Here is a 21,405-nt window from a genome sequence, read left to right as displayed (position 1 = left end):
GAAATATATTAACACTTCATGATAGCACATTTACAAGGCAAATTGGTAGAGAAATCGCCGACACAAATAATCATTGATTGTGGCGGTGTTGGCTACCATGTAAACATTTCTTTACATACGTATTCCTTATTACCAAACACAGATTTAATAAAAGTCTATACGCATCTTCAGATAAAAGAAGATGCGCATACGCTTTTTGGTTTTATGGAAAAGTCAGAAAGAGAAATTTTTAGGCTTTTATTATCTGTTTCCGGCATAGGAGCGAGTATTGCCCGAACCATGCTTTCCTCATTAGATCCAAAACAAATTACAAATGCCATTGCATCTGCGGATGTAATAACTATTCAATCAATAAAAGGAATAGGCAGTAAAACAGCTCAAAGGGTAATATTGGATTTAAAGGAAAAAGTATTAAAATTATATGATTTAGATGAAGTTTCTATGTCGCAAAGCAATACTAATCGAGATGAAGCGTTATCAGCTTTGGAAGTTCTTGGGTTTGTACGAAAAACTTCAGAAAAAATTATTGAAAAAATAGTCAAAGAAGATCCAGATGCTTCTGTAGAATCAATTATCAAAAAAGCTTTAAAAAACCTATAAAAGGTATTCAAGAAAAACGAGTTGTATGCATAAAATTTGTATTTTTTTACTTGTTTTATTTTGTGGAGTAGTGTCGCAGGCACAAGTAGAACAAGCAGCTCAGGATACCGTCAAAACTGGTTTTTCTATTGGGAAACTTCAACTAAAAAACCCTCAAAGCATTCTTTCTGCTTACACGTATGATCCTGTTACGGATCGTTATGTTTACACTAATTCTGTTGATGGATTTTCTATAAATTATCCTATTATTTTAACACCAAAAGAGTACGAAAGCCTTGTTTTGAAAGAATCGATGCGTGATTATTTTAAGAAAAAGGTAGACGCAATTGATGGGAAAAAAGAAGGAAGCGAACTTGCAAAAAGAGATTTGTTACCCAGATATTACATAAAATCAGGACTGTTTGAATCTATTTTTGGAAGTAACACAATTGATGTAAAACCTACCGGATCTGTAGAAATGGATTTGGGAATGCGCTACACCAAACAAGATAATCCATCTTTTTCTCCAAGAAACAGATCCAATCTTTCTTTCGATTTTGATCAAAGAATAAGTATGAGCTTGATGGGGAAAGTAGGAACACGACTTAATGTGAATGCCAATTATGATACGCAGTCTACATTTGCTTTTCAAAATTTAATCAAGTTAGATTACGCTCCTACTGAGGATGATATCATTCAAAAAATTGAAGTGGGAAATGTCAGCATGCCGCTAAACAGTTCTTTAATTCGAGGCGCGCAAAGTTTGTTTGGTGTAAAAACGCAACTGCAATTTGGAAAAACAACAATAACAGGCGTTTTTTCGGAACAAAAATCACAAACAAAGAGTTTAATTGCTCAAGGAGGAGGAACAATTGAGAATTTTGAAATGTTTGCTTTGGATTATGATAGCGACAGGCACTTTTTCTTATCCCAATATTTTAGAAATAGATATGATAAATCGCTGACAAATTATCCCTTCATCGATAGTAGAGTCCAAATTTCCAGAATTGAAATTTGGGTAACCAACAAACAAAACCGAGTTACTGCGACCAATAATAATCTAAGAAATATCATTGCGCTTCAGGATTTAGGAGAAGGGCAATTATCTGGTTTGCCTGATAATGAAGTAGTTGTTTTAGATCCTTCAACAGGGATTTTCAACAATCCTTTAGATTCTCCTACGGACAATTCCAATAATGATTATGATCCGGCCCAGATTCTCACGGGAACTGGTTTGCTGAACCCTAATATTCGCGAAATAGTAACTTCGAATTCCGGTTTTAATACAACAGTAAGCGAAGGTCAGGATTACTCTAAATTGGAAAATGCCAGGAAACTGAATCCAAATGAATATGCATTCAATCCACAATTAGGATATATTTCATTGCAACAACGATTGGCGAATGATGAGGTTTTAGCAGTGGCGTACCAGTATACGATTGGTGATAAAGTTTACCAGGTGGGAGAATTTGGTAATGATGGCGTAGATGCAACTGTGGTTACAGGAAACAGTCCGTCAAACCAAGCTATTATTTCGCAAAGTCTGGTATTGAAAATGTTGAAAAGTAATTTGACCAATGTTAAAAATCCAGTTTGGAATTTGATGATGAAAAATATCTATCAAATTCAAGGCGGCTATCAATTGAAACAAGAGGATTTTAGATTTAATATTCTTTACACAGATCCTTCGCCATTAAATTATATTACCGAAGTTCCGGGAAGTCCTTTTCCAGCAAATCCTACGAAAGAAAATGAAGTTTCCGAAACGCCGTTGTTGAAAGTATTCAATTTGGATAAATTAAATTACAACAATGATCCGCAAACTGGTGGAGATGGTTTTTTTGATTTTATGCCAGGCTTGACTATTGATGCGCAAAACGGAAGAATAATATTCACCACCAAAGAGCCTTTTGGAGAATTGTTGTTTTCTAAATTATCTAATACAGGTTCCGCAGAAAATTATAATAACAGTAGTACTTATAATGAAAATCAAAAGAAATATGTGTTTCGCAGTATGTACCGAAATACACAATCTGGCGCTTTGCAGGACAGTGACAAAAATAAATTTTTATTGAGAGGAAAATATAAATCGACCGGTAGTGACGGAATCCCAATTGGCGCATTCAATGTTCCTCAGGGTTCGGTTGTGGTTACCGCAGCGGGAAGAGTTTTGGTTGAAGGAATTGATTACAGCGTCAACTATCAGTTAGGCCGTGTTCAAATTTTGGACCCCTCGTTGCAAGCATCAAACACACCTATTGAAGTGTCATTGGAAAACAACTCGGTTTTTGGTCAGCAAACCAGGAGATTCATGGGACTGAATGTCGAGCATAAAATTTCCGATAACTTTGTGGTTGGGGGTACATTCTTAAAAATGTCTGAACGACCGTTTACACAAAAATCAAGCTTTGGTCAGGAATCCGTCAACAATACTATTTTTGGATTCAACACGAATTTCTCCACTGAAGTTCCTTTTTTAACCCGTTTGGTAAATAAATTACCAAATATTGATACCGATGTTCCTTCTAACCTTTCGGTTAGAGGCGAAATAGCTTTTTTGAAACCGGACTCGCCAAAAGCGGATCAATTTCAGGGAGAATCGACCATCTATGTTGATGATTTTGAGGGCTCGCAATCTACCATTGACATGCGTTCCCCGTATTCTTGGAGCTTAGCATCCACACCGGAGCGAAACCCATCAAGCACGTATGATTTCAATGCAAGTGCCAATGATTTGAGTTATGGATTTAAAAGAGCGAAATTAGCGTGGTATTCTATTGATCCTGTTTTTTATACGCAAAAGCCCGTTGGAATCTCAAATGAAGATTTATCTTTCAATAAAACCCGAAGAATTTTCAGTGAGGAACTGTATCCTTTAACAGATATTGCACAAGGACAATCACAACTTGTAAACACATTGGATCTAAGTTATTATCCATCGGAGCGAGGACCGTATAACAATAATCCAAATGGAGCTTCAAATCCAGCAGATAACTTTGGTGGAATTATGCGATCGTTAAATTCAACAAATTTCGAACAAGGAAATGTGGAGTACATTCAGTTTTGGGTGTTAGATCCGTATGTTGGAAATGGTCAGGCTCCTCAATCAAATACTGGAAAAATATATTTCAATTTAGGGGAAATAGCAGAAGATGTTTTGAAAGACGGAAGGAAACAATATGAAAATGGACTTGGGCCAGACCAGATTTTGGTTAATCCAAGACCGTTGTGGGGAGATGTTCCTGGTTCCCAATCCTTAATTTATGCTTTTGATACTAATGCTGATAACAGAAAAAATCAGGATATTGGTCTGGACGGTCTGGCTAATGCCAATGAAGGAGCGGTTTATACGAATTTCGCCTCGGAACTGGATCCTGCAGCAGATGATTACACCTTTTATCTGAATGCTTCAGGAGGAATTTTGGATCGGTATAAAAGGTATAATGGTACAGATGGGAATTCAGCGGTAGACATCACTGATCCCAATAGAGGATCATCAACGGTACCCGATGTCGAAGATATAAACAGAGACAATACCATGAACACCATCAATGCGTATTATGAGTATAGTGTTGATGTGCAACCTGGAATGAATGTTGGACAAAATTACATCACCGATATAAGAAACACACAAGTGACACTGCCAGATGGTTCTACTACAGAGGCCAGATGGTTGCAATTTAAAATTCCGGTTTCTCAACCTCAAAATACGATTGGAAATATTTCTGATTTTAGATCCATCCGTTTCATGAGAATGTTTATGACTGGGTTTAATGAGGAAGTAACGATTCGTTTTGGTGCCCTTGATTTAGTTCGTGGCGAATGGAGAAGGTATACCAATACCCTTGATTTTAATGATACGAATGTTTTGAATGACGACACTAATTTAGATGTTTTGGCAGTTAACGTTCAGGAAAATAACGAAAGATGTCCGGTAAATTATATTACACCGCCGGGAGTACAAAGGGAACAATTATTCAATAATAATACGATAATCAATCAAAATGAGCAATCGTTAGCATTGAGAGTTTCCGGCGATGGATTAGAGCCGGAAGATTCCAGAGCAGTCTTTAAAAATGTGAGTATTGATATGCGTCAATTCAAGAAATTGAAAATGTTTTTGCACGCAGAATCTTTAATGGGCGAAATTGCACTTCAAGACAATCAAATGGTTGGATTTATCCGTTTTGGAAATGACTTTACTCAAAATTTCTATCAAATTGAGATTCCATTAAAAGTAACGGTTGCTTTATCTTCATCCAATGCTGATTGCGCTCCTTTGAGTGCAGAAGCGGTTTGGCCAGAAGAGAATGAAATTGATTTGTCTTTGGCATTATTGACTAAATTGAAGATTTTAGCGATGAGTGTTGACCCAAAAACGCTGCCATTAGACGGGATTTATTATCCAGATTCGGATCTTAGTAAACCAGACGGAGACGGAAGCAGTTCATTAAAGTTAGGGATAAAAGGAAATCCAAATTTTGGTTTAGTCCGCACACTTATGGTCGGTGTGAAAAACAACGATCTTCTAAACGATATTAAAGGAGAAGTTTGGTTTAATGAACTTCGTTTGGCAGATATGGACAACCAGGGCGGAATGGCGGCAGTATTGAATGTAGATTCGAATTTAGCTGATTTTGCCACCGTTTCTGCATCAGGTAGAAAAAGCACTATTGGTTTTGGCGCATTAGAACAAGGGCCAAACGAGAGAAACCGTGAGGATACAGAGCAATATAGTATTGTGACCAATGTAAATCTTGGAAAATTATTGCCGCAAAAATGGGGTGTCAATTTACCGTTCAATTACGCTATTGGTGAAGAAACAATAACTCCGGAATACGATCCTTTTAATCAAGATATAAAATTAAAACAGCTGCTTGATAATACAACCGATCAAAATAAGAAAGACAATATTACCAGTAGAGCAGTTGATTATACAAAACGCAAGAGCATCAACTTTATCGGAGTGAGAAAAGAGCGCCAGCCAGAACAGAAACAGCATGTTTATGATCCTGAAAACTTCACGTTCTCTCAGTCTTTTAACGAAGTGGAACGCCATGATTTTGAAATAGAAGATTACGCAGATCAGCAAGCAAATTCATCTGTGGATTATGCGTACACTTTTCAGTCTAAACCAGTGGAGCCGTTCAAGAAGACTAAATTCATGAAGAAAAGTAATTATTGGAAGCTGTTAAGCGATTTCAATTTTAACTATTTGCCTTCCAATATTTCATTTAATACAAATATCAACAGACAATACAACCGTCAACAATTCAGACAAGTTGAGGTGGAAGGAATTGGAATTGACCCGCTCTACCGCAGAAATTTTGCGTTCAATTATCAATACGGGTTCAATTATAATTTGACAAAATCGTTGAAATTAAATTACACGGCATCTTCAAGCAATATCGTGAAAAACTATTTAAATGAGGATAACGAGCCTATTGACAGTTTTACTATTTGGGACAGTTATTGGGATATTGGAGATCCAAACCAGCACATGCAACAATTGGTTTTAAATTATGAAATTCCTATTAGTAAGATTCCATTATTCAGTTTTGTCAAAGCAAATTACTCCTACACGGGTGATTACAGCTGGCAACGAACTTCTAATGCATTATCGCAAATTAAAATTGACGGGCAAGATTATAATTTAGGAAATACAATTCAGAATGCGAGCTCCAATAATTTGAATGCATCATTCAATATGGACATGTTGTACAAGTATTTAGGAGTGACAAAAAACAATAATAAAGCGCTTCCAAAACCAAAAGCGGCGGCGCCGAAACCAGGCGAAAAAATAGTGAATACAAGTGCCAGTCAAATTCCCAAAAACAATGTATTTGTTGATGGTTTAATTGGAGTCTTGACCAGCGTAAAGAATATTCAAATGAATTATACCCACAACAGCGGTACAATTTTACCAGGATATACCCCGGGTGTTGGGTTTTTGGGATCTTCAAGACCGTCGTTAGGATTTATATTTGGAAGTCAGGATGATGTTCGTTATGAGGCGGCCAAAAATGGTTGGTTGACGAATTATGCGGACTTTAACCAAAATTTCTCCCAAGTCACCAATAAATTATTTAAGGCTACAGCCAATGTAGATTTGTTTCCCGATTTAAAAATTGATTTGACATTAGACAGGGCTTATTCTAAAAATTCGTCAGAACAATACGATGTTACCGATGGAATTTACAATCCGAGATCGCCTTATAGTACAGGTATTTTCTCTATATCGGCAGTATTAATAAAGACCTCATTTTCTACCAGTGATGAAATTTCGTCAATAGCGTTTGATGATTTCAGAATGAATCGACTAACGGTAGCAAACCGTTTAGCAACAGAAAGAGGAATTGACATTAATAATCCTGTCAATATTGATGCGGAAGGATTTCCATTAGGATATGGAAAAAATAATCAAGCCGTATTGTTGCCGGCCTTTTTAGCGGCTTATTCCGGAGGTGACGCCTCAAATGTTTCCCTTGGAATTTTCAGAAGTTTTCCAATACCGAACTGGGCAGTAAAATACAATGGATTGATGCGTTATGATATTTTCAAGAAGAATTTCAAACGCTTCTCTTTGCAACACAATTATCGCGCGTCGTACACTATAAATGCATTCAGATCGAATTTTGAATATGATAATGCGCCAGATGGTGTAGATGCCAGCGGTAACTTTTTCAATCAGACAATTATGTCTAATATCAACTTAGTAGAACAATTTAGTCCGTTGTTGAGAATGGATTTTGAATTAAAAAGTTCTTTAAAAGTATTGACTGAAATTAAAAAAGACAGAGCATTATCAATGAGTTTCGATAATAATTTATTGACGGAAGTAAAAGGAATTGAATATGTGGTAGGATTGGGGTATCGATTCAAAGATGTGATTTTCTCTTCTCGATTGGCGGATAATCCAACTGGAATAATAAAAAGCGACATCAATTTGAAAGGAGATTTATCGTATCGAAACAATCAGACAATCGTTCGTTATTTAGATTATGATAACAATCAATTGGCAGGCGGACAAAATATATGGTCTATAAAATTGACGGCGGATTACGCATTCAGCAAAAACCTGACGGCTATTTTCTATTATGATCATTCTTTTTCGAAAGCAGTAATCTCTACTTCTTTTCCGCTGACGAATGTTCGTTCCGGTTTTACGCTTCGTTATAATTTTGGAAATTAATTTTTCAAAATCTAAACCAGATTTGGATAGAAGATTGTTACATTTGTCAAAGAAAATTTCAATTATCAATTAATAATTATCAATTACAATTTAGATGAACATACCAGCAAATTTAAAGTACACAAAAGATCACGAATGGGTTAGTATTGAAGGCGATATCGCAACAGTAGGAATTACTGATTTTGCTCAAAAAGAATTAGGAGATATCGTTTATGTTGAGGTAGAGACTTTAGATCAATCCTTAGAAAAAGATGAAGTATTTGGAACAGTGGAAGCGGTAAAAACGGTTTCCGATTTGTTTCTTCCAGTAGCAGGTGAAATCATTGCTTTCAACGACGCTTTAGAAAGTAATCCGGAAAGTGTAAATTCTGATCCTTACGGTGCTGGATGGATGATCAAAGTAAAAATAGCTAATATGGTTGAAGTTGATGGATTGCTTTCTAGTGAATCATACAAAGAATTAATAGGTGCGTAAACAGCTTTATTTTTGGGTCGCTTTACTTTGGACTGGAATAATTGCTTTTTTTTGTTTGGTACAATTGAATAATGTCCCAATGGGAAATGTCTCAAATTTGGATAAATTGGTGCATGCCTTTTTTCATTTTGTGCTTACATTGTTTTGTTTTTTGTTTTTTAAAAGCCGGTCAATTGATGCCAGTAGTTTTAATCCTTTGATTGCTTCGTTTCTGTTTTCTGTTTTTTTTGGAATAGGAATCGAAATAGCACAAGAATTACTAACGACAACCAGACATGCAGATATACTTGATGTTTTAGCAAATGTATCAGGAGCGACTTTAGCAGTAGTGCTTGTTCTTTTATTTGAGTTAAATACTAAGCTCAGATAATTTTAAAATAAATAAAGTCCCACTTCGGTGGGATTTTTTGTTTTTGCAGGTTTCAGGAAAGGTATGAATAATGTTTTCAACGATGTTATTTAAAGTCTTGTTTTATATATATGGCAGGGAGCTTTGGTTTACGTTTAAAAAAAAGAAATAGTAGCGTTTTATATGAAACTTATGTGCAGATATAATGTATTTTTGTGAGTCAGAATTCGTTATTATAAAGAAATCAAAAACGCCATGAATATCAAGCAATATTTAGATTCCACCTATTTAAAAACGGCTGAACAGGTGGGAATCAGTGAAAAAAAAAATATTCTTATCGTTAAGGAATTTATTCAGGAAGCTATTGAAGAGCATTTTAAACTTATTATGATTCGGCCAAATATGGTTTCGTTAGCAAAAAAAATGATTACGGAATCGAATTCGATTGTCCAAATAGGTACTGTAATTGATTTTCCAGAAGGGAAATCTTCGTTAGAAGATAAACTCAAAGAAGCTGATCTGGCTATTCAGGATGGCGCAGATGATTTGGATTTTGTATGCAATTACGAAGCTTTCAAGAATGGCGAAATTGATGTCGTTAAAGAAGAAATTCTAAAATGTACCCAATTCGGTTTGGCTCACAAGAAAGTTGTAAAATGGATTATTGAAGTGGCAGCACTAACCGAAAAAGAAATTATTCAATTATCAAGCTTGATAAAAAATGTTGTTGTTTCTAATTTTGAACAAGAGCTGTTTCCTCAAGTTTTTGTGAAGTCTTCCACCGGATTTTATAAAACTGAAAATGATTTACCAAATGGCGCCACTATTCCTGCCATAACGATGATGCTTGAAAATGCCTCGCCTCTTCCGGTAAAAGCTGCTGGCGGAGTCAGAACCTATGATGAAGCGGTTGCAATGATTCAGTTAGGGGTGAAAAGAATAGGAACTTCAGGTGCGAAAATGATAGCTAATGGTCAAAATTCAAATGATGAATATTAAATTCAAAAAGAAAATAAGCATGAACAAAGGATTTTTAGTTTTACTGATACTTTTGAATTCTTTTTTAATTTCTGCGCAAGAAATTACAAGTGTTACTGTTCAATCAGGGAGTACTGCGGAACGTTTTCCTATTTTTTCGGATTGCGCCAACTTACAGTCAAATGCATTAGAGACGTGTTTTTACAATCAGGTTCAGGATTTTGTTTTTGCAAATTTTGAAGTTCCGGAGGATTTGAAACAAAACAATTTTCAAGGCAATATAAAAGTACTTTTTGAAGTAGACAGTAATGGATTTTTTAAAGTGATTTACGTTGATGCAACTGAGGAGAAATTGATTGCTGAAACGAAAAGAGTTTTTGGTAAATTCCCAAAAATCCAGTCATCAACATATAATGGAAAACCAACGTACGCTAAGTTTACCATGACAATTTCGATTCCTTTGAAAAGTAGGGAAGCAGTAGCCACTGAAACTTTGGCGCAAGCCAAAATCGTTCCCAACAACACAAAAAAGCTAACGGAACTGGATAGTATTATTTACAAGAAATTTAATAGTCCTGAGTTCGAGAGTCATTTGAACATCCCGTTTTCACATAGTTATTATGCGCAGTTTGATGCTTCGTTAAACCAAATGGGGAGTAACAATCATACGGCTTCAAAGCCGTACACATATGCAGAAGTTTCTAAATATTATGATCTCAAGGCAGTAAATGAGAAGCTAAGAAAGAAATCCTCAAGTTGGTGGGCGAGAAAATTATGGAATGAAAACATGGTCGAAATTCAAGGAGATGACTATTGGTTTACACTAAATCCAATATTTGATTTGCAAGTTGGTAAAGCTTCTAAGAGTGATGTTTCGTATACCTATGTAAATACACGCGGAATCAATTTTCGTGGTGGTTTGGGCAAAATGCTGAATTTTACCACAACTGTTTTTGAAAGTCAGGGACGTTTTGCGGATTATTTTAACAATTACGCAAAATCAATTAGACCTGCAGGAGGAAATCCAGCCATTATTCCTGGAGTGGGAATTGCAAAAGATTTCAAAACGGATGCTTATGATTTCCCATCGGCAGAAGCCAATTTGACTTTTGCGCCAACCAAACATGTCGATTTACAGTTGGGTTACGGCAGAAATTTCATTGGGGATGGATACCGATCTTTATTAGAAAGTGATGGTTCCAGCCCATATCCTTATTTTAAATTGAATACTAATTTTTGGAAAATAAAATATACCAATACGTACATGTGGCTCAAAGATGTTCGACCGGAAGTGACGTTAGAACGAACGTATGCCACAAAGTTTATGGCAAATCATTATTTGAGTTGGAATGTTTCTAATAAATTAAATCTTGGTTTCTTTGAATCTGTGATTTGGACTAATACGAATGACAGAGGATTTGACGTGAGTTTTGTGAATCCAATTATTTTTTATCGTTCGGTTGAATTTGCATCTTCGGCCAGAAGCGGAAATGCAATTTTAGGGTTGACATATAAATACAAATGGAGCAATCAAATTAATTTTTACGGACAGTTTATTCTGGATGAATTTTCTCTCGGAGACGTCAAAAAAGGCGATAATAGTTGGAAAAATAAATACGGTTATCAGTTGGGTGTTAAGTACTACAACGCTTTCAAAGTAGATAATTTACTGTTGCAATTAGAATACAATCATGTGCGTCCGTATGTATATTCTCATAGCATGCCAATTACAAATTATGGGCACAACAACCAAAGTATAGGCCACCAATGGGGAGGGAATTTCAAAGAATTAGTCGCCATTTCCCGTTATCACAAAGGAAGGTATTTTGCTGATGCAAAAATTACTATGGGAACTAGAGGACTGGATTTTGATACCGCTACGGATAATTTCAATTACGGTGGAAATATCTATAAAGATTATGATGAAAAAAGACCGTTTGATAGCGGAGTAAAAGTGGGACAAGGAAATAAAACCGCTGTTTTTATTGCTGATTTTCAAGGAGGTTATTTAATAAATCCGGCTACAAATTTAAAACTCTTCGGAAGTTATATTTACAGAAGTTTTGATCCAACAAAAAATACGGCAACTACTTTCAATCAGAGCACTAATTGGTTAACTTTGGGGCTACGAGCTGATATTTTCAATTGGTATTTTGATTATTAATTTTTTGTGAATTGTTTTTTGTCAAATCCCTTTTGATGTACTACTTTTGCAAAAGTTTTTAAGAACAAATAAACGCTAGTATTGAACGCAACACAAAGTACATTTTCATTAAAATCCAATTATATTGATTTCCGAGAAATCACTAAAGCGCGTTTAGCTATTAGTGTTGTATTTTCGTCTATCGCTGGATTTATGTTGGGTATTTATGATTTGCATTCATTAGATTGGACGGTTTTGTTAAAATTAGCAGTTGGTGGTTATTGTATGGTGGGAGCGTCAAATGCTTTTAATCAAGTGATCGAAAAAGATTTGGATGCCTTGATGGACAGAACTAAAAACCGTCCTGTTCCAGCCGGCAGAATGTCTCGGGTTACAGCTTTGATTATTGCAAGTCTTTTAACGATTGTTGGAATTGCTTTGCTGTATACTATCAATCCAAAAACCGCAATGTTTGGCGCAGTTTCGATATTTTTATATACGAGTGTTTATACTCCCTTGAAAACCGTAACCTCATTGTCTGTTTTTGTTGGAGCTTTTCCAGGAGCAATTCCTTTTATGTTGGGTTGGGTTGCGGCAACTGGAGAATTTGGAATAGAAGCAGGAACTTTGTTTTTAATTCAGTTTTTTTGGCAATTTCCGCATTTTTGGGCTATTGGTTGGTTTTTGTATGAAGATTATGAAAAAGCAGGTTTTTTTATGTTACCCACAGGTAAAAAAGATAAAGGCACCGCCTTGCAGATTATTTTATATACCATTTGGTTAATTTTAGCGTCACTTTTGCCTGTATTGGGTTACACTGGACGTCTTTACCTGACGCCAATTGCTGCAATTGTTGTATTTTTACTTGGACTATGGATGCTTTTTTATGCTGTTCGATTATACAAATCGAGAACTCCAAAAGCAGCAAGAACATTAATGTTAGTTAGTGTTTCTTACATTACATTGTTACAATTGGTTTATATATTTGATAAATTTTTAAGATAATTATGGAGATGATAATGACAACTGAGGAACAAAAATCCAGAAAGGCAAGATCCTACAAATTGATTTTGTTGTTTGGAATGGTAAGTATGATCATGATGTTCGCTGGACTTACCAGTGCTTTTGTAGTGAGTAAATCCAGAGCTGACTGGTTGAAGGATTTTCAATTACCAACAGCTTTTTATTACAGTACTATTGTGATAATAGGATGTAGCATTACTTTTCATTTGGCTAAAAAAGCAATTCAAAAAAACAATCAAAGTAAAACGACAATTTTTCTTTTGACTACTTTAGTTCTAGGAATATTGTTTGTAGTTTTACAGTTCGTAGGTTTTGGACAAATAATAGATAATGGTCATTATTTCACCGGAAGCGGAAGCTCAATAACCACTACTTTTTTATACGTTGTTACCGTTGTGCACTTGATTCACCTTGCGGGTGGCGTGATTTCACTTCTAATTATAATTTATAATCATTTTAAACAAAAATACAATTCATCTCAAACCCTTGGAATTGAACTTGGTGCAATGTACTGGCACTTTCTTGACTTATTGTGGGTTTATTTGTTTTTGTTTTTATATTTCTTTAAATAAGAAAAAAACGTAAATTTGGGAACTTTTTAACGAATAACTTTTATGGAAGCGACAGTTACTACTGCAAATAGTGAAGGAAAAACTTGGGGAGGCGGCAATGAGCCAATGGGAGCAAGTTATGGCAAATTAATGATGTGGTTTTTTATCGTGTCAGATGCCTTAACATTCTCGGGATTTTTAGCCGCGTATGGTTTTTCTAGATTTAAATTTATTGAAACATGGCCTTTGGCTGATGAAGTGTTTACTCACTTCCCATTTATGCATGGAGTATCTGCTCCGATGTATTACGTGGCATTAATGACTTTTATCTTGATTTTCTCATCTGTAACAATGGTGCTAGCTGTTGATGCAGGGCATCAGATGAAAAAAAATAAAGTAGTCCTTTACATGTTTTTAACCATTATTGGTGGTTTGATTTTCGTAGGATCTCAAGCTTGGGAATGGAAAAATTTTATCAAAGGTGAATACGGAGCTGTTGAAACAAAAGGAGGAAGTTTACTTCAGTTTGTGGATAAAGACGGCAAGCGTGTAGCTTTGGCTGATTTCGCGGCCATTTTACCGGAAGAAAGAGAACAACTGACAAAAAATAAAGGGAAATGGTTCATGGATGAGCCAGCTCTACCATCGTACTCTGTTGCCGAAGTTCAAGCGGGATTCAAAGCGCATCCTGAACTTCTAATCAGAACTGAGGTAATAACCAAAGAGAAGCAAAAAACAATTCTTTCAAGAAAAGAGTCTGAAGCAAGATTGAGTCAGGCACATTATGTGGTAGAAGGTGCCAATTTGGTCAGAAACGAATACGGAAGTAAATTATTTGCTGACTTCTTTTTCTTTATCACGGGATTCCACGGATTCCACGTTTTTTCTGGAGTAATCATAAACATCATCATATTTTTCAATGTATTAGTTGGAACATATGAAAAAAGAAGAAGCTATGAAATGGTAGAGAAAGTAGGTCTTTATTGGCACTTTGTCGATTTAGTTTGGGTTTTTGTATTTACAGTTTTCTATCTAGTTTAATTTCAAAAAGTAATTATCATGTCACACGAACACGTATCTAATATCGGTAGAATCTGGAAAGTTTTCGCAATATTATCCGCCGTTACAGTAGTAGAAGTTATTTTGGGTATTTTAAAACCTAATGTTCTTCATATGAACAATTTTATGGGTATGAATTTACTGAATTGGATATTTTACGCTCTTACAGTTTACAAAGCGTATTATATAGTTTATGCCTTCATGCACATGGAAGGAGAAAAAAGTACTTTAAGAAGTGCAGTTGTTTTTCCCCTAATTTTTCTGATATTATACATACTCTTTATTCTTTTGACAGAAGGGGATTATATTTATGAGGTTTTTAAAAATTCTACGATAAAATGGAATTTTTAATAAGATATTAATTCAAAAAGAGGGTACGCATTGCGTACCTTTTTTTATTTTTGTACTTTAATAACTTTCACTACAATGAAAAAAAATATTGTCCTTTTCGTTCTTTTTATTTTGCCTATTGTTGCGTATCTTTTTTTTGCTTCTGGTGTCAATGGTTTTACCAAATTACCGACCATAACTCCTAACACAGTTGATTTGGGTGATTGGCAATCTTTAGACGGTAAAAAAGTTAGTTTGAATGGCAAAGTAACGATTCTCGGTTTTATGGGTAATGAGCTCTTAAAAAACAGAGGAAATCTTTTCAATTTAAATCAAAAAATTTATCAAAGGTATCATGAGTTTAAAGATGTTCAGTTTGTAATGATTTGTCCAACTGGTACTGAAAAAGATGCTAAAAAAGTGGTGGATGCGTTGGGAGCTTTCACTGATGTCAAGCAATGGCGATTTGTTTTCGCATCAACCGAAGCTATCAACAGGTATTATGATCAATTAAAATTAGCTGAGAAATTAGATAAACATACCGGTACGCCAAAAGTTTACATCATCGATAAAAAACGTAATCTTCGTGGCAGAAAACTAGTGAAAAACGCCAAAGAGGGGTACAATACATTTCATCCAGCGGAGTTGAGTAATGAAATGCTTGATGATTTTAAAGTGATTCTGTATGAATATCGTGCAGCGCTAAAAAAGAACAATAACGCCACCAGAAAAATTTAATATTTTATGTTTAAAAATAAATCATACATCGGAATCTCCTTCATTATTTTGATTTTTGGAATTTATGCTATTCCAAAAATTGTTGATAGGATTAAGAATGACAAAGTAGTTCAAGGAGACCGTTTAGACAGCGTTAATCCTGTAACTGCAGAAGAAGGGCAATTACTTAAAATAGGTCCTGCTCCTAAATTCGAATTAATAAATCAAGACAATAAGAAGATCACAAATGAAACATATAAAGGGAAAGTCTATGTATTGGAGTTTTTCTTTACCACCTGTCCTACCATTTGTCCAAAAATGAATGAAAGTATGTTGGTTTTAGAAAAGAGTTTTTTTGGTAATCCTAATTTTGGAATTGTTTCAATTACAATTGATCCGGAACATGATACAGCAAAAGTATTAAAGGAGCACGCAAAGTTCTTAGGAGCAAAATCTTCCAACTGGAATTTTTTAACAGGCGACAAAGCGTATATTTTTAATTTAGCCAATAAAGGATTTAATCTATATGCAGGTGAAAACAAAAAAGTAGCCGGTGGTTTTGAACATTCAGGTTTGTTTGCATTGATTGATAAAAATGGAAACATACGTTGTAGAAATGATGAATTTGGAAATCCAATTTTATATTATGATGGTTTGGATAAAAAAGGAGTTCGAAACATTCAACAGGATATTAATATTTTATTAAAAGAATAAAAATGGAAAATAATTCTTTAGAACAAAAATTCAATTCGTTAATCATAGCGGTATCAATTATAATACCAGTTGCGGTAGCTATTCTTTTTGGAGTTAAACTAAAAGATTTTGGTTATAATGTGGAACCGCTTTCTTTTTTACCGCCCATTTATGCCACTACAAACGGAATTACTGCAATCCTACTAGTTGCTGCTGTAATTGCGATTAAGAATGGTAAAAGAAAACTTCACGAAAGATTGATGACTGGTGCGATTGCATTATCTGTTGCTTTTTTAGTGATGTATGTTGCGTATCACATGACTTCTGATTCCACCAAGTTCGGAGGAGAAGGAGCTATCAAATACATTTATTTTTTTATTTTGATTACTCACATTATTTTGTCAATTGCAATTATTCCTATGGTTTTAATTGCCTATGTGAGAGCATTATCAGAAAATTTTGATAGGCATAAAAAAATTGCGAAAATCACTTTCCCAATCTGGTTGTATGTTGCCGTAACTGGAGTAGTTGTTTATTTAATGATTTCACCATACTATGTTTATTAAAGATAAGAATACAGAAATGACAATCAAAAACAATGTAGGCAAGGTTGTAATTTATACCTTTCTGCTGGTTTTTGGATTATTCAGTGGTACTATGAATGCGCAATGTGCCATGTGTCGCGCTGCATTAACCAGTGAAGGCAATGCAAAGCAAGCTGCAGCGGTGAATGACGGTATTGTTTACTTAATGGTAATTCCTTACATTCTGGTGGCGGGAATTGGCTACGCTATTTATCGAATGAAAAAGAAAAAAACAAGCTAATGATTACTGTTTTTTAGACAAGATATTTATTTCAATTTTAAAATCAATTTTAATAAAGAGTATTTTAGTTTAAAGTATCTTTCTATTTACGACTAAGTGCGAACAGTGCAAGCTATTTTAATCCGTTTACAGATACGTTCACTATTCCTTTCACATTTATAAAGGCAATGATAGCCTGATTAGTTAGTTGTATTTTTTGGAATTGAACCTCTTCTATTTTTCCATTAACAAAAACACCTTGCATAGGAGAATAGTTTTTTAAATACGTCATCATGCTCTTTTGACCTTCTTCAAGGTTTGGTTTTATAGAGTATCTGCAACTTTGTTCAATTTTTTTGAGCACTAATCCCTGTGCAAGCCAATTTGCAGTTCGCATCAATTTGTTTTTTGTATCTAAAACATAATCTAATTGGTCGAAAAATACTTCTTTGGTCTCGTCGTTATATTGTGGGAAACCAGTTAAATAAATAGTTCCATTTACAGATCCCAATACTTCTAAAGCAATAATCATTTTTCCTTTTTTGTGCCAAATTGCTACATTTTGAACTTGAATTTTCTGGGAACCCGAGCCAAATACCTGTCCAGCAAAATTCTTAGTCATGATTTTTGAAGCTTCTTGATAGGTCGAAATGGCAACTATATTAGCCGTAATGTCTTCAGGAATTTTGGTAACGGATTTTAAGATAATTTTGGAGGCATTGAATTTGGATTCTGGTTGTTTTCCCATTAATGTTTCCATATTGCATTTCATTCCCATTTCCAGTACGAAAGTGTCATTTTTCAATTTCGCATTGGTCGAGTATATTTCAATAGGCACAATTCGTAGCCAGCTTTCATAATTGTCATTCATCAGGAACGGAACGCAAATTTTTTCTAAAGCTGTCAAAACATTTGGTTTAAAATCCATAGCTTTTACAATGGCATCGTCAATTTTCTTTTCAATTTTTGATTTAAAAAGTTTTACGCCGGAATTAATTAGGTAAGTAACTGGAACATTTTTTCCAAAAACGGTAATCGTAGGACTTTCATTCCAATCTAAAGATTTTAGTTCCGTTTTTGTGTTTAGTTTCCAATTTATCAACGTCACGTCGCTTACTAAAGTCACAACACCATCAAGATTAAATTCACGTGTATCGTACATTTCGACTCCCATTTTTTTGGTGCCAATTCTATATTTTACAATCGCTTTTAAAGGTAAAACGGTTCTTATTTTTTCGCCTTTTCCGCCAGTTTCATTTTTGATTGTAATGGGAGCCAGCTTCCAAACCTTCATTTCAATATCATCGTCTTCAATGTTATTGTCTTCATAAATTAATCCGCTTAATACAACATTAGTTTGGTTCTCGATATCTTTTAGTTTGACACTGATAGGCATATTTATGTACGAAGCAGTGTTTTCGTAAACTAATGGTGTTGCGTCGTCAGGTTCTGGTTTTAAAGCGTTTATTTTATTGGTTGTAGCACAACTTGAAACGAGTAAAATTGAACCTAATAAAAGTATAATTAAAGAGAATTTAAGCATTTTTACGGGATTTAAAAAAAACAAAATTAACAAAAGAATTCTTTTTTTATCAATTTTTGTAACAAATGATAAGTTCCAAAGTCTAATTGTTTTATAACTGATTTATGATTAAAATATTTTATATTATTTCATAAGTTTTTATTAGAAAAAGTTAAATTTGTTTGCGGCTATGCTGCGCTTTTATTCAAAAATATATGGAAAAAAGAAGTTTTCTCAGTTTAATTGTCATGTTAGTTTGTTGCGTAGCAGTTCAGGCACAACCAAAAATCTGGACCTTAGAGGAATGTGTTAAATACGCCATACAAAATAATATTTCCATTAAGCAATCCGAGTTAGATATTAAAACGGCAGCCATTGATAAAAAAGGAGCGTTTGGAAATTTCCTTCCATCATTGAATGCCAATGCCTCCCATTCTTGGAATATCGGTTTAAACCAGGATATTACAACAGGTTTACTTCAAAATCAAACTACTCAATTTACCTCTGCTGGCGCCAATGTTGGTGTAGATATTTACAAGGGATTGCAAAATCAGAATACGCTTCGCAAAGCCAACCTTTCAATAGTGGCAGCCAAATATCAATTGCTGAAAATGCAGGAAGATATTGCCTTGAATGTGGCTAATGCTTTTTTGCAGGTGCTTTTCAATAAAGAAAACTTAAAAGTACAGAAAGAACAATTGGGGATAAATCAAAAGCAATATACTCGTTCAGAAGAATTAGTTAATGCAGGATCGATTCCTCGTGGCGATTTATTGGACATCAAAGCTACGGTAGCATCAAACAACCAAAATGTTATTGCCGCGGATAATGCATTATTAATCTCGAAATTAAGTTTAGCGCAATTATTACAGTTAAAAGATTTTGAAAATTTTGATGTTGTGGATGACACAAATATGAGAGATGGGAATAATATTTTGGCACAAACGCCAGTCGCTATTTATGACAAAGCGGTAGAAAGTAGAACAGAATTGAAAATTGCTAGAACTAATTTAGAAATTGCCCAAAAAGATGTTAAAATCGCAAAAGGTGCTTTTCAGCCTACTTTACAAGGGTTTTACAGTTTTAATTCCAGGGTTGCTTACAGTGACAGAGTTGTAAGTATTATTCCAAATACCTTAAATCCTACTTCGACCGTGGGATATGTACAGGGTACAAATCAAAATGTTTTGACTAATAACTTCTCTCCGGTGTTGGGGAACCCATCTCCGTTTTTTAATCAATTCGGTGATAATAAAGGGCAGTCTTTTGGAATCCAGCTTTCGGTGCCAATATTTAATGGGTTTTCAGTAAGGAACAATGTCGAGCGTTCCAAAGTGAGTTTAGAGCGATCAAAAATTGCTGTGGAGCAACAAGATTTGGATTTACAGAGAAATGTTTTTACAGCATTTACAGATGCAAAAGGAGCGTTGAATGCGTACGAATCGTCAGTTGTCGCATTAGAAGCCAGACAAGGAGCGTATAATTATGCTAAAGAAAGATACGATGTAGGTTTGATGAACTCTTTTGATTTTAACCAGTCGCAAACCTTACTGACCAACGCACAATCAGAAGTCATCAGAACCAAGTACGATTATATCTTCAAAATCAAAATTTTAGAATTCTATTTTGGAATTCCTCTTATCAAAAACTAATTTATCATGTCTAAGAAAACAATTTATATCCTAATAGGTGGAGCAGTAATAATCATTGCGGGTCTTGTAATACTTTCAAAAACGGGCGTTATCGGAAATAAAGATAAGGGAACCGAAGTTGAAATTACTCAAGTCATACCAACGACAATTGTCGAAACGGTTTCGGCGACAGGTAAAATTCAACCGGAAATTGAAGTAAAAATTTCGTCAGAAGTATCTGGAGAAATTATTTCCTTGAATGTAAAAGAAGGGCAAGTGGTAAAAAAAGGAGATTTGTTGGTAAAAATAAATCCGGATTTATACACTTCGGGGTACAATCGTTCGGTTTCAAACTTATCAGGAACCAGAGCAAATTTAAGCCAGGCAGATGCGTCTTTCAAAGAATCAAAATCCAATTACGACAGAAATAAAACTTTGTTCGAAAAAGGAATTATTTCAAAAGCTGATTGGGATAAAGCAATTGCGTCTTATGAAGTAGGAAAAGCAGCCAAACAGAATGCTTATTTTAATGTTCAAAGTGCCTCCGCAACAGTAAACGAAGCCAAAGACAACTTAGGCCGAACTACAATTTATGCTCCCGCAGATGGAACTATTTCGATGTTAAACGTTGAATTAGGAGAACGCGTTTTAGGGACACAGCAAATGACTGGAACAGAAATTTTGAGAGTGGCCAATTTGAATAATATGGAAGTTGAAGTCGATGTTAATGAAAATGATATCGTAAAAATAAAAGTGGGAGACGAAGCGAATGTGGAAGTGGATGCGTATTTGAAAAAACAATTCAAAGGTATTGTAACTAGTATTTCAAACTCGGCCAGTTCTGCTTTGACTGCAGATCAAGTAACTAATTTTAAAGTTAAAGTTAGAATTTTGAAAGAATCATACGAAGATTTATTGGAAGGAAAACCAGATACTTATTCTCCTTTTAGACCTGGAATGACAGCAACGGTGGACATTATTACTGAAACTAAAAGTAATGTGTTATCACTGCCAATTAGTGCTGTTGTTATAAAATCAGATACTGCCGCTGTAAAAGACATTGTTGTAGTTGATTCTAAGGAAGAGCAAAAGGGAGCTGCGCCTAAAAGCGATAAAAAATTCGAGTGTGTGTTTGTAAAAGTTGGGGATAAAGCTAAAATTAGAATTATTAAAACCGGCATTCAAGATGACACCAATATTGAAGTTATGACTGGGCTTAAAAAAGGAGACATAGTGATTACGGGACCTTATGCAACGGTAACTAAGGATTTAAATTCAGGCGACAGAGTAACGCTGAAAACGGATAAAGAAAAAGGAGAAAGTAAAAAGTAACCTATAACGTTAACAATTTTGAAATCA

At 34.8% G+C, this 21,405-nt stretch carries 17 protein-coding genes; 16 read left to right on the top strand and 1 reads right to left on the bottom strand.

From position 1 onward, the window contains the following. The first annotated feature begins 18 nt into the window (after positions 1–18). The 14 genes from ruvA (at position 19) to ACP7AQ_RS12055 (ending at position 16,914) form a co-directional block, all read left to right on the top strand. On the top strand, positions 19–600 hold the full coding sequence (ruvA, locus tag ACP7AQ_RS12120) for a Holliday junction branch migration protein RuvA (protein ID WP_426062966.1): 582 nt from the start codon (positions 19–21) through the stop codon (positions 598–600). A 25-nt stretch (positions 601–625) separates the two neighbouring features. Then, complete coding sequence (gene sprA / locus ACP7AQ_RS12115) at positions 626–7,771, top strand: cell surface protein SprA (RefSeq protein WP_426095620.1); 7,146 nt, start codon at positions 626–628, stop codon at positions 7,769–7,771. 94 nt (positions 7,772–7,865) lie between these two features. Beyond that, a complete protein-coding gene (gene gcvH, locus ACP7AQ_RS12110; RefSeq protein ID WP_426062968.1) occupies positions 7,866–8,246 on the top strand; it encodes a glycine cleavage system protein GcvH in 381 nt (126 codons plus the stop codon). 79 nt (positions 8,247–8,325) lie between these two features. Continuing rightward, positions 8,326–8,616: a VanZ family protein gene (locus ACP7AQ_RS12105; RefSeq protein ID WP_426095619.1), complete on the top strand. Its 291-nt coding sequence runs from the start codon at positions 8,326–8,328 to the stop codon at positions 8,614–8,616. A gap of 234 nt (positions 8,617–8,850) precedes the next feature. Continuing rightward, a complete protein-coding gene (gene deoC, locus ACP7AQ_RS12100; protein ID WP_426095618.1) occupies positions 8,851–9,594 on the top strand; it encodes a deoxyribose-phosphate aldolase in 744 nt (247 codons plus the stop codon). Positions 9,595–9,613: 19 nt separating this feature from the next. After that, entirely contained in the window at positions 9,614–11,737 is a 2,124-nt protein-coding gene (locus tag ACP7AQ_RS12095; RefSeq protein ID WP_426095645.1) for a gliding motility protein RemB, read from the top strand. Positions 11,738–11,818: 81 nt separating this feature from the next. Then, complete coding sequence (gene cyoE, locus ACP7AQ_RS12090) at positions 11,819–12,721, top strand: heme o synthase (protein WP_426062972.1); 903 nt, start codon at positions 11,819–11,821, stop codon at positions 12,719–12,721. A 2-nt stretch (positions 12,722–12,723) separates the two neighbouring features. Next, positions 12,724–13,311 carry a cytochrome c oxidase subunit 3 gene (locus ACP7AQ_RS12085; protein WP_426095617.1) on the top strand — a complete coding sequence of 196 codons (588 nt, stop codon included), beginning with the start codon at positions 12,724–12,726 and terminating at the stop codon, positions 13,309–13,311. 42 nt (positions 13,312–13,353) lie between these two features. Further along, positions 13,354–14,331 carry a cytochrome c oxidase subunit 3 gene (locus ACP7AQ_RS12080; RefSeq protein WP_426095616.1) on the top strand — a complete coding sequence of 326 codons (978 nt, stop codon included), beginning with the start codon at positions 13,354–13,356 and terminating at the stop codon, positions 14,329–14,331. A gap of 18 nt (positions 14,332–14,349) precedes the next feature. Further along, complete coding sequence (locus tag ACP7AQ_RS12075; protein WP_426095615.1) at positions 14,350–14,700, top strand: cytochrome C oxidase subunit IV family protein; 351 nt, start codon at positions 14,350–14,352, stop codon at positions 14,698–14,700. Between the two features lie 75 nt (positions 14,701–14,775). Next, positions 14,776–15,417 (top strand): hypothetical protein, encoded by a 642-nt coding sequence (locus ACP7AQ_RS12070; protein WP_426062976.1) that lies wholly within the window; start codon positions 14,776–14,778, stop codon positions 15,415–15,417. 6 nt (positions 15,418–15,423) lie between these two features. After that, the gene (locus ACP7AQ_RS12065; protein WP_426090869.1) at positions 15,424–16,110 is read left to right on the top strand and encodes an SCO family protein; all 687 of its coding nucleotides are present in this window, start codon (positions 15,424–15,426) and stop codon (positions 16,108–16,110) included. Positions 16,111–16,112: 2 nt separating this feature from the next. Then, the gene (locus ACP7AQ_RS12060; RefSeq protein WP_426095614.1) at positions 16,113–16,655 is read left to right on the top strand and encodes a DUF420 domain-containing protein; all 543 of its coding nucleotides are present in this window, start codon (positions 16,113–16,115) and stop codon (positions 16,653–16,655) included. Beyond that, positions 16,645–16,914, top strand: a complete 270-nt coding sequence (locus tag ACP7AQ_RS12055) for a hypothetical protein (RefSeq protein ID WP_426095613.1) — start codon at positions 16,645–16,647, stop codon at positions 16,912–16,914. Before ACP7AQ_RS12060 ends, ACP7AQ_RS12055 begins: the two co-directional genes overlap by 11 nt. A 112-nt stretch (positions 16,915–17,026) precedes the next feature. On the opposite strand, the gene ACP7AQ_RS12050 is transcribed toward ACP7AQ_RS12055, so the two are convergent. Continuing rightward, positions 17,027–18,436: a DUF4403 family protein gene (locus tag ACP7AQ_RS12050; protein ID WP_426095612.1), complete on the bottom strand. Its 1,410-nt coding sequence runs from the start codon at positions 18,434–18,436 to the stop codon at positions 17,027–17,029. 194 nt (positions 18,437–18,630) lie between these two features. Between ACP7AQ_RS12050 and ACP7AQ_RS12045 the strand changes: the two genes are divergently transcribed. Both ACP7AQ_RS12045 and ACP7AQ_RS12040 read left to right on the top strand, forming a co-directional pair. After that, on the top strand, positions 18,631–20,067 hold the full coding sequence (locus tag ACP7AQ_RS12045) for a TolC family protein (protein WP_426095611.1): 1,437 nt from the start codon (positions 18,631–18,633) through the stop codon (positions 20,065–20,067). 6 nt (positions 20,068–20,073) lie between these two features. Next, positions 20,074–21,378 carry an efflux RND transporter periplasmic adaptor subunit gene (locus ACP7AQ_RS12040; RefSeq protein WP_426090872.1) on the top strand — a complete coding sequence of 435 codons (1,305 nt, stop codon included), beginning with the start codon at positions 20,074–20,076 and terminating at the stop codon, positions 21,376–21,378. Positions 21,379–21,405 lie beyond the last annotated feature (27 nt).

The organism is Flavobacterium sp. DSR2-3-3 (assembly GCF_049896585.1).
GTDB lineage: Bacteria > Bacteroidota > Bacteroidia > Flavobacteriales > Flavobacteriaceae > Flavobacterium.
Note: the sequence above shows the minus strand (reverse complement) of the source record. Positions and strands in the feature narration are given on the sequence as shown.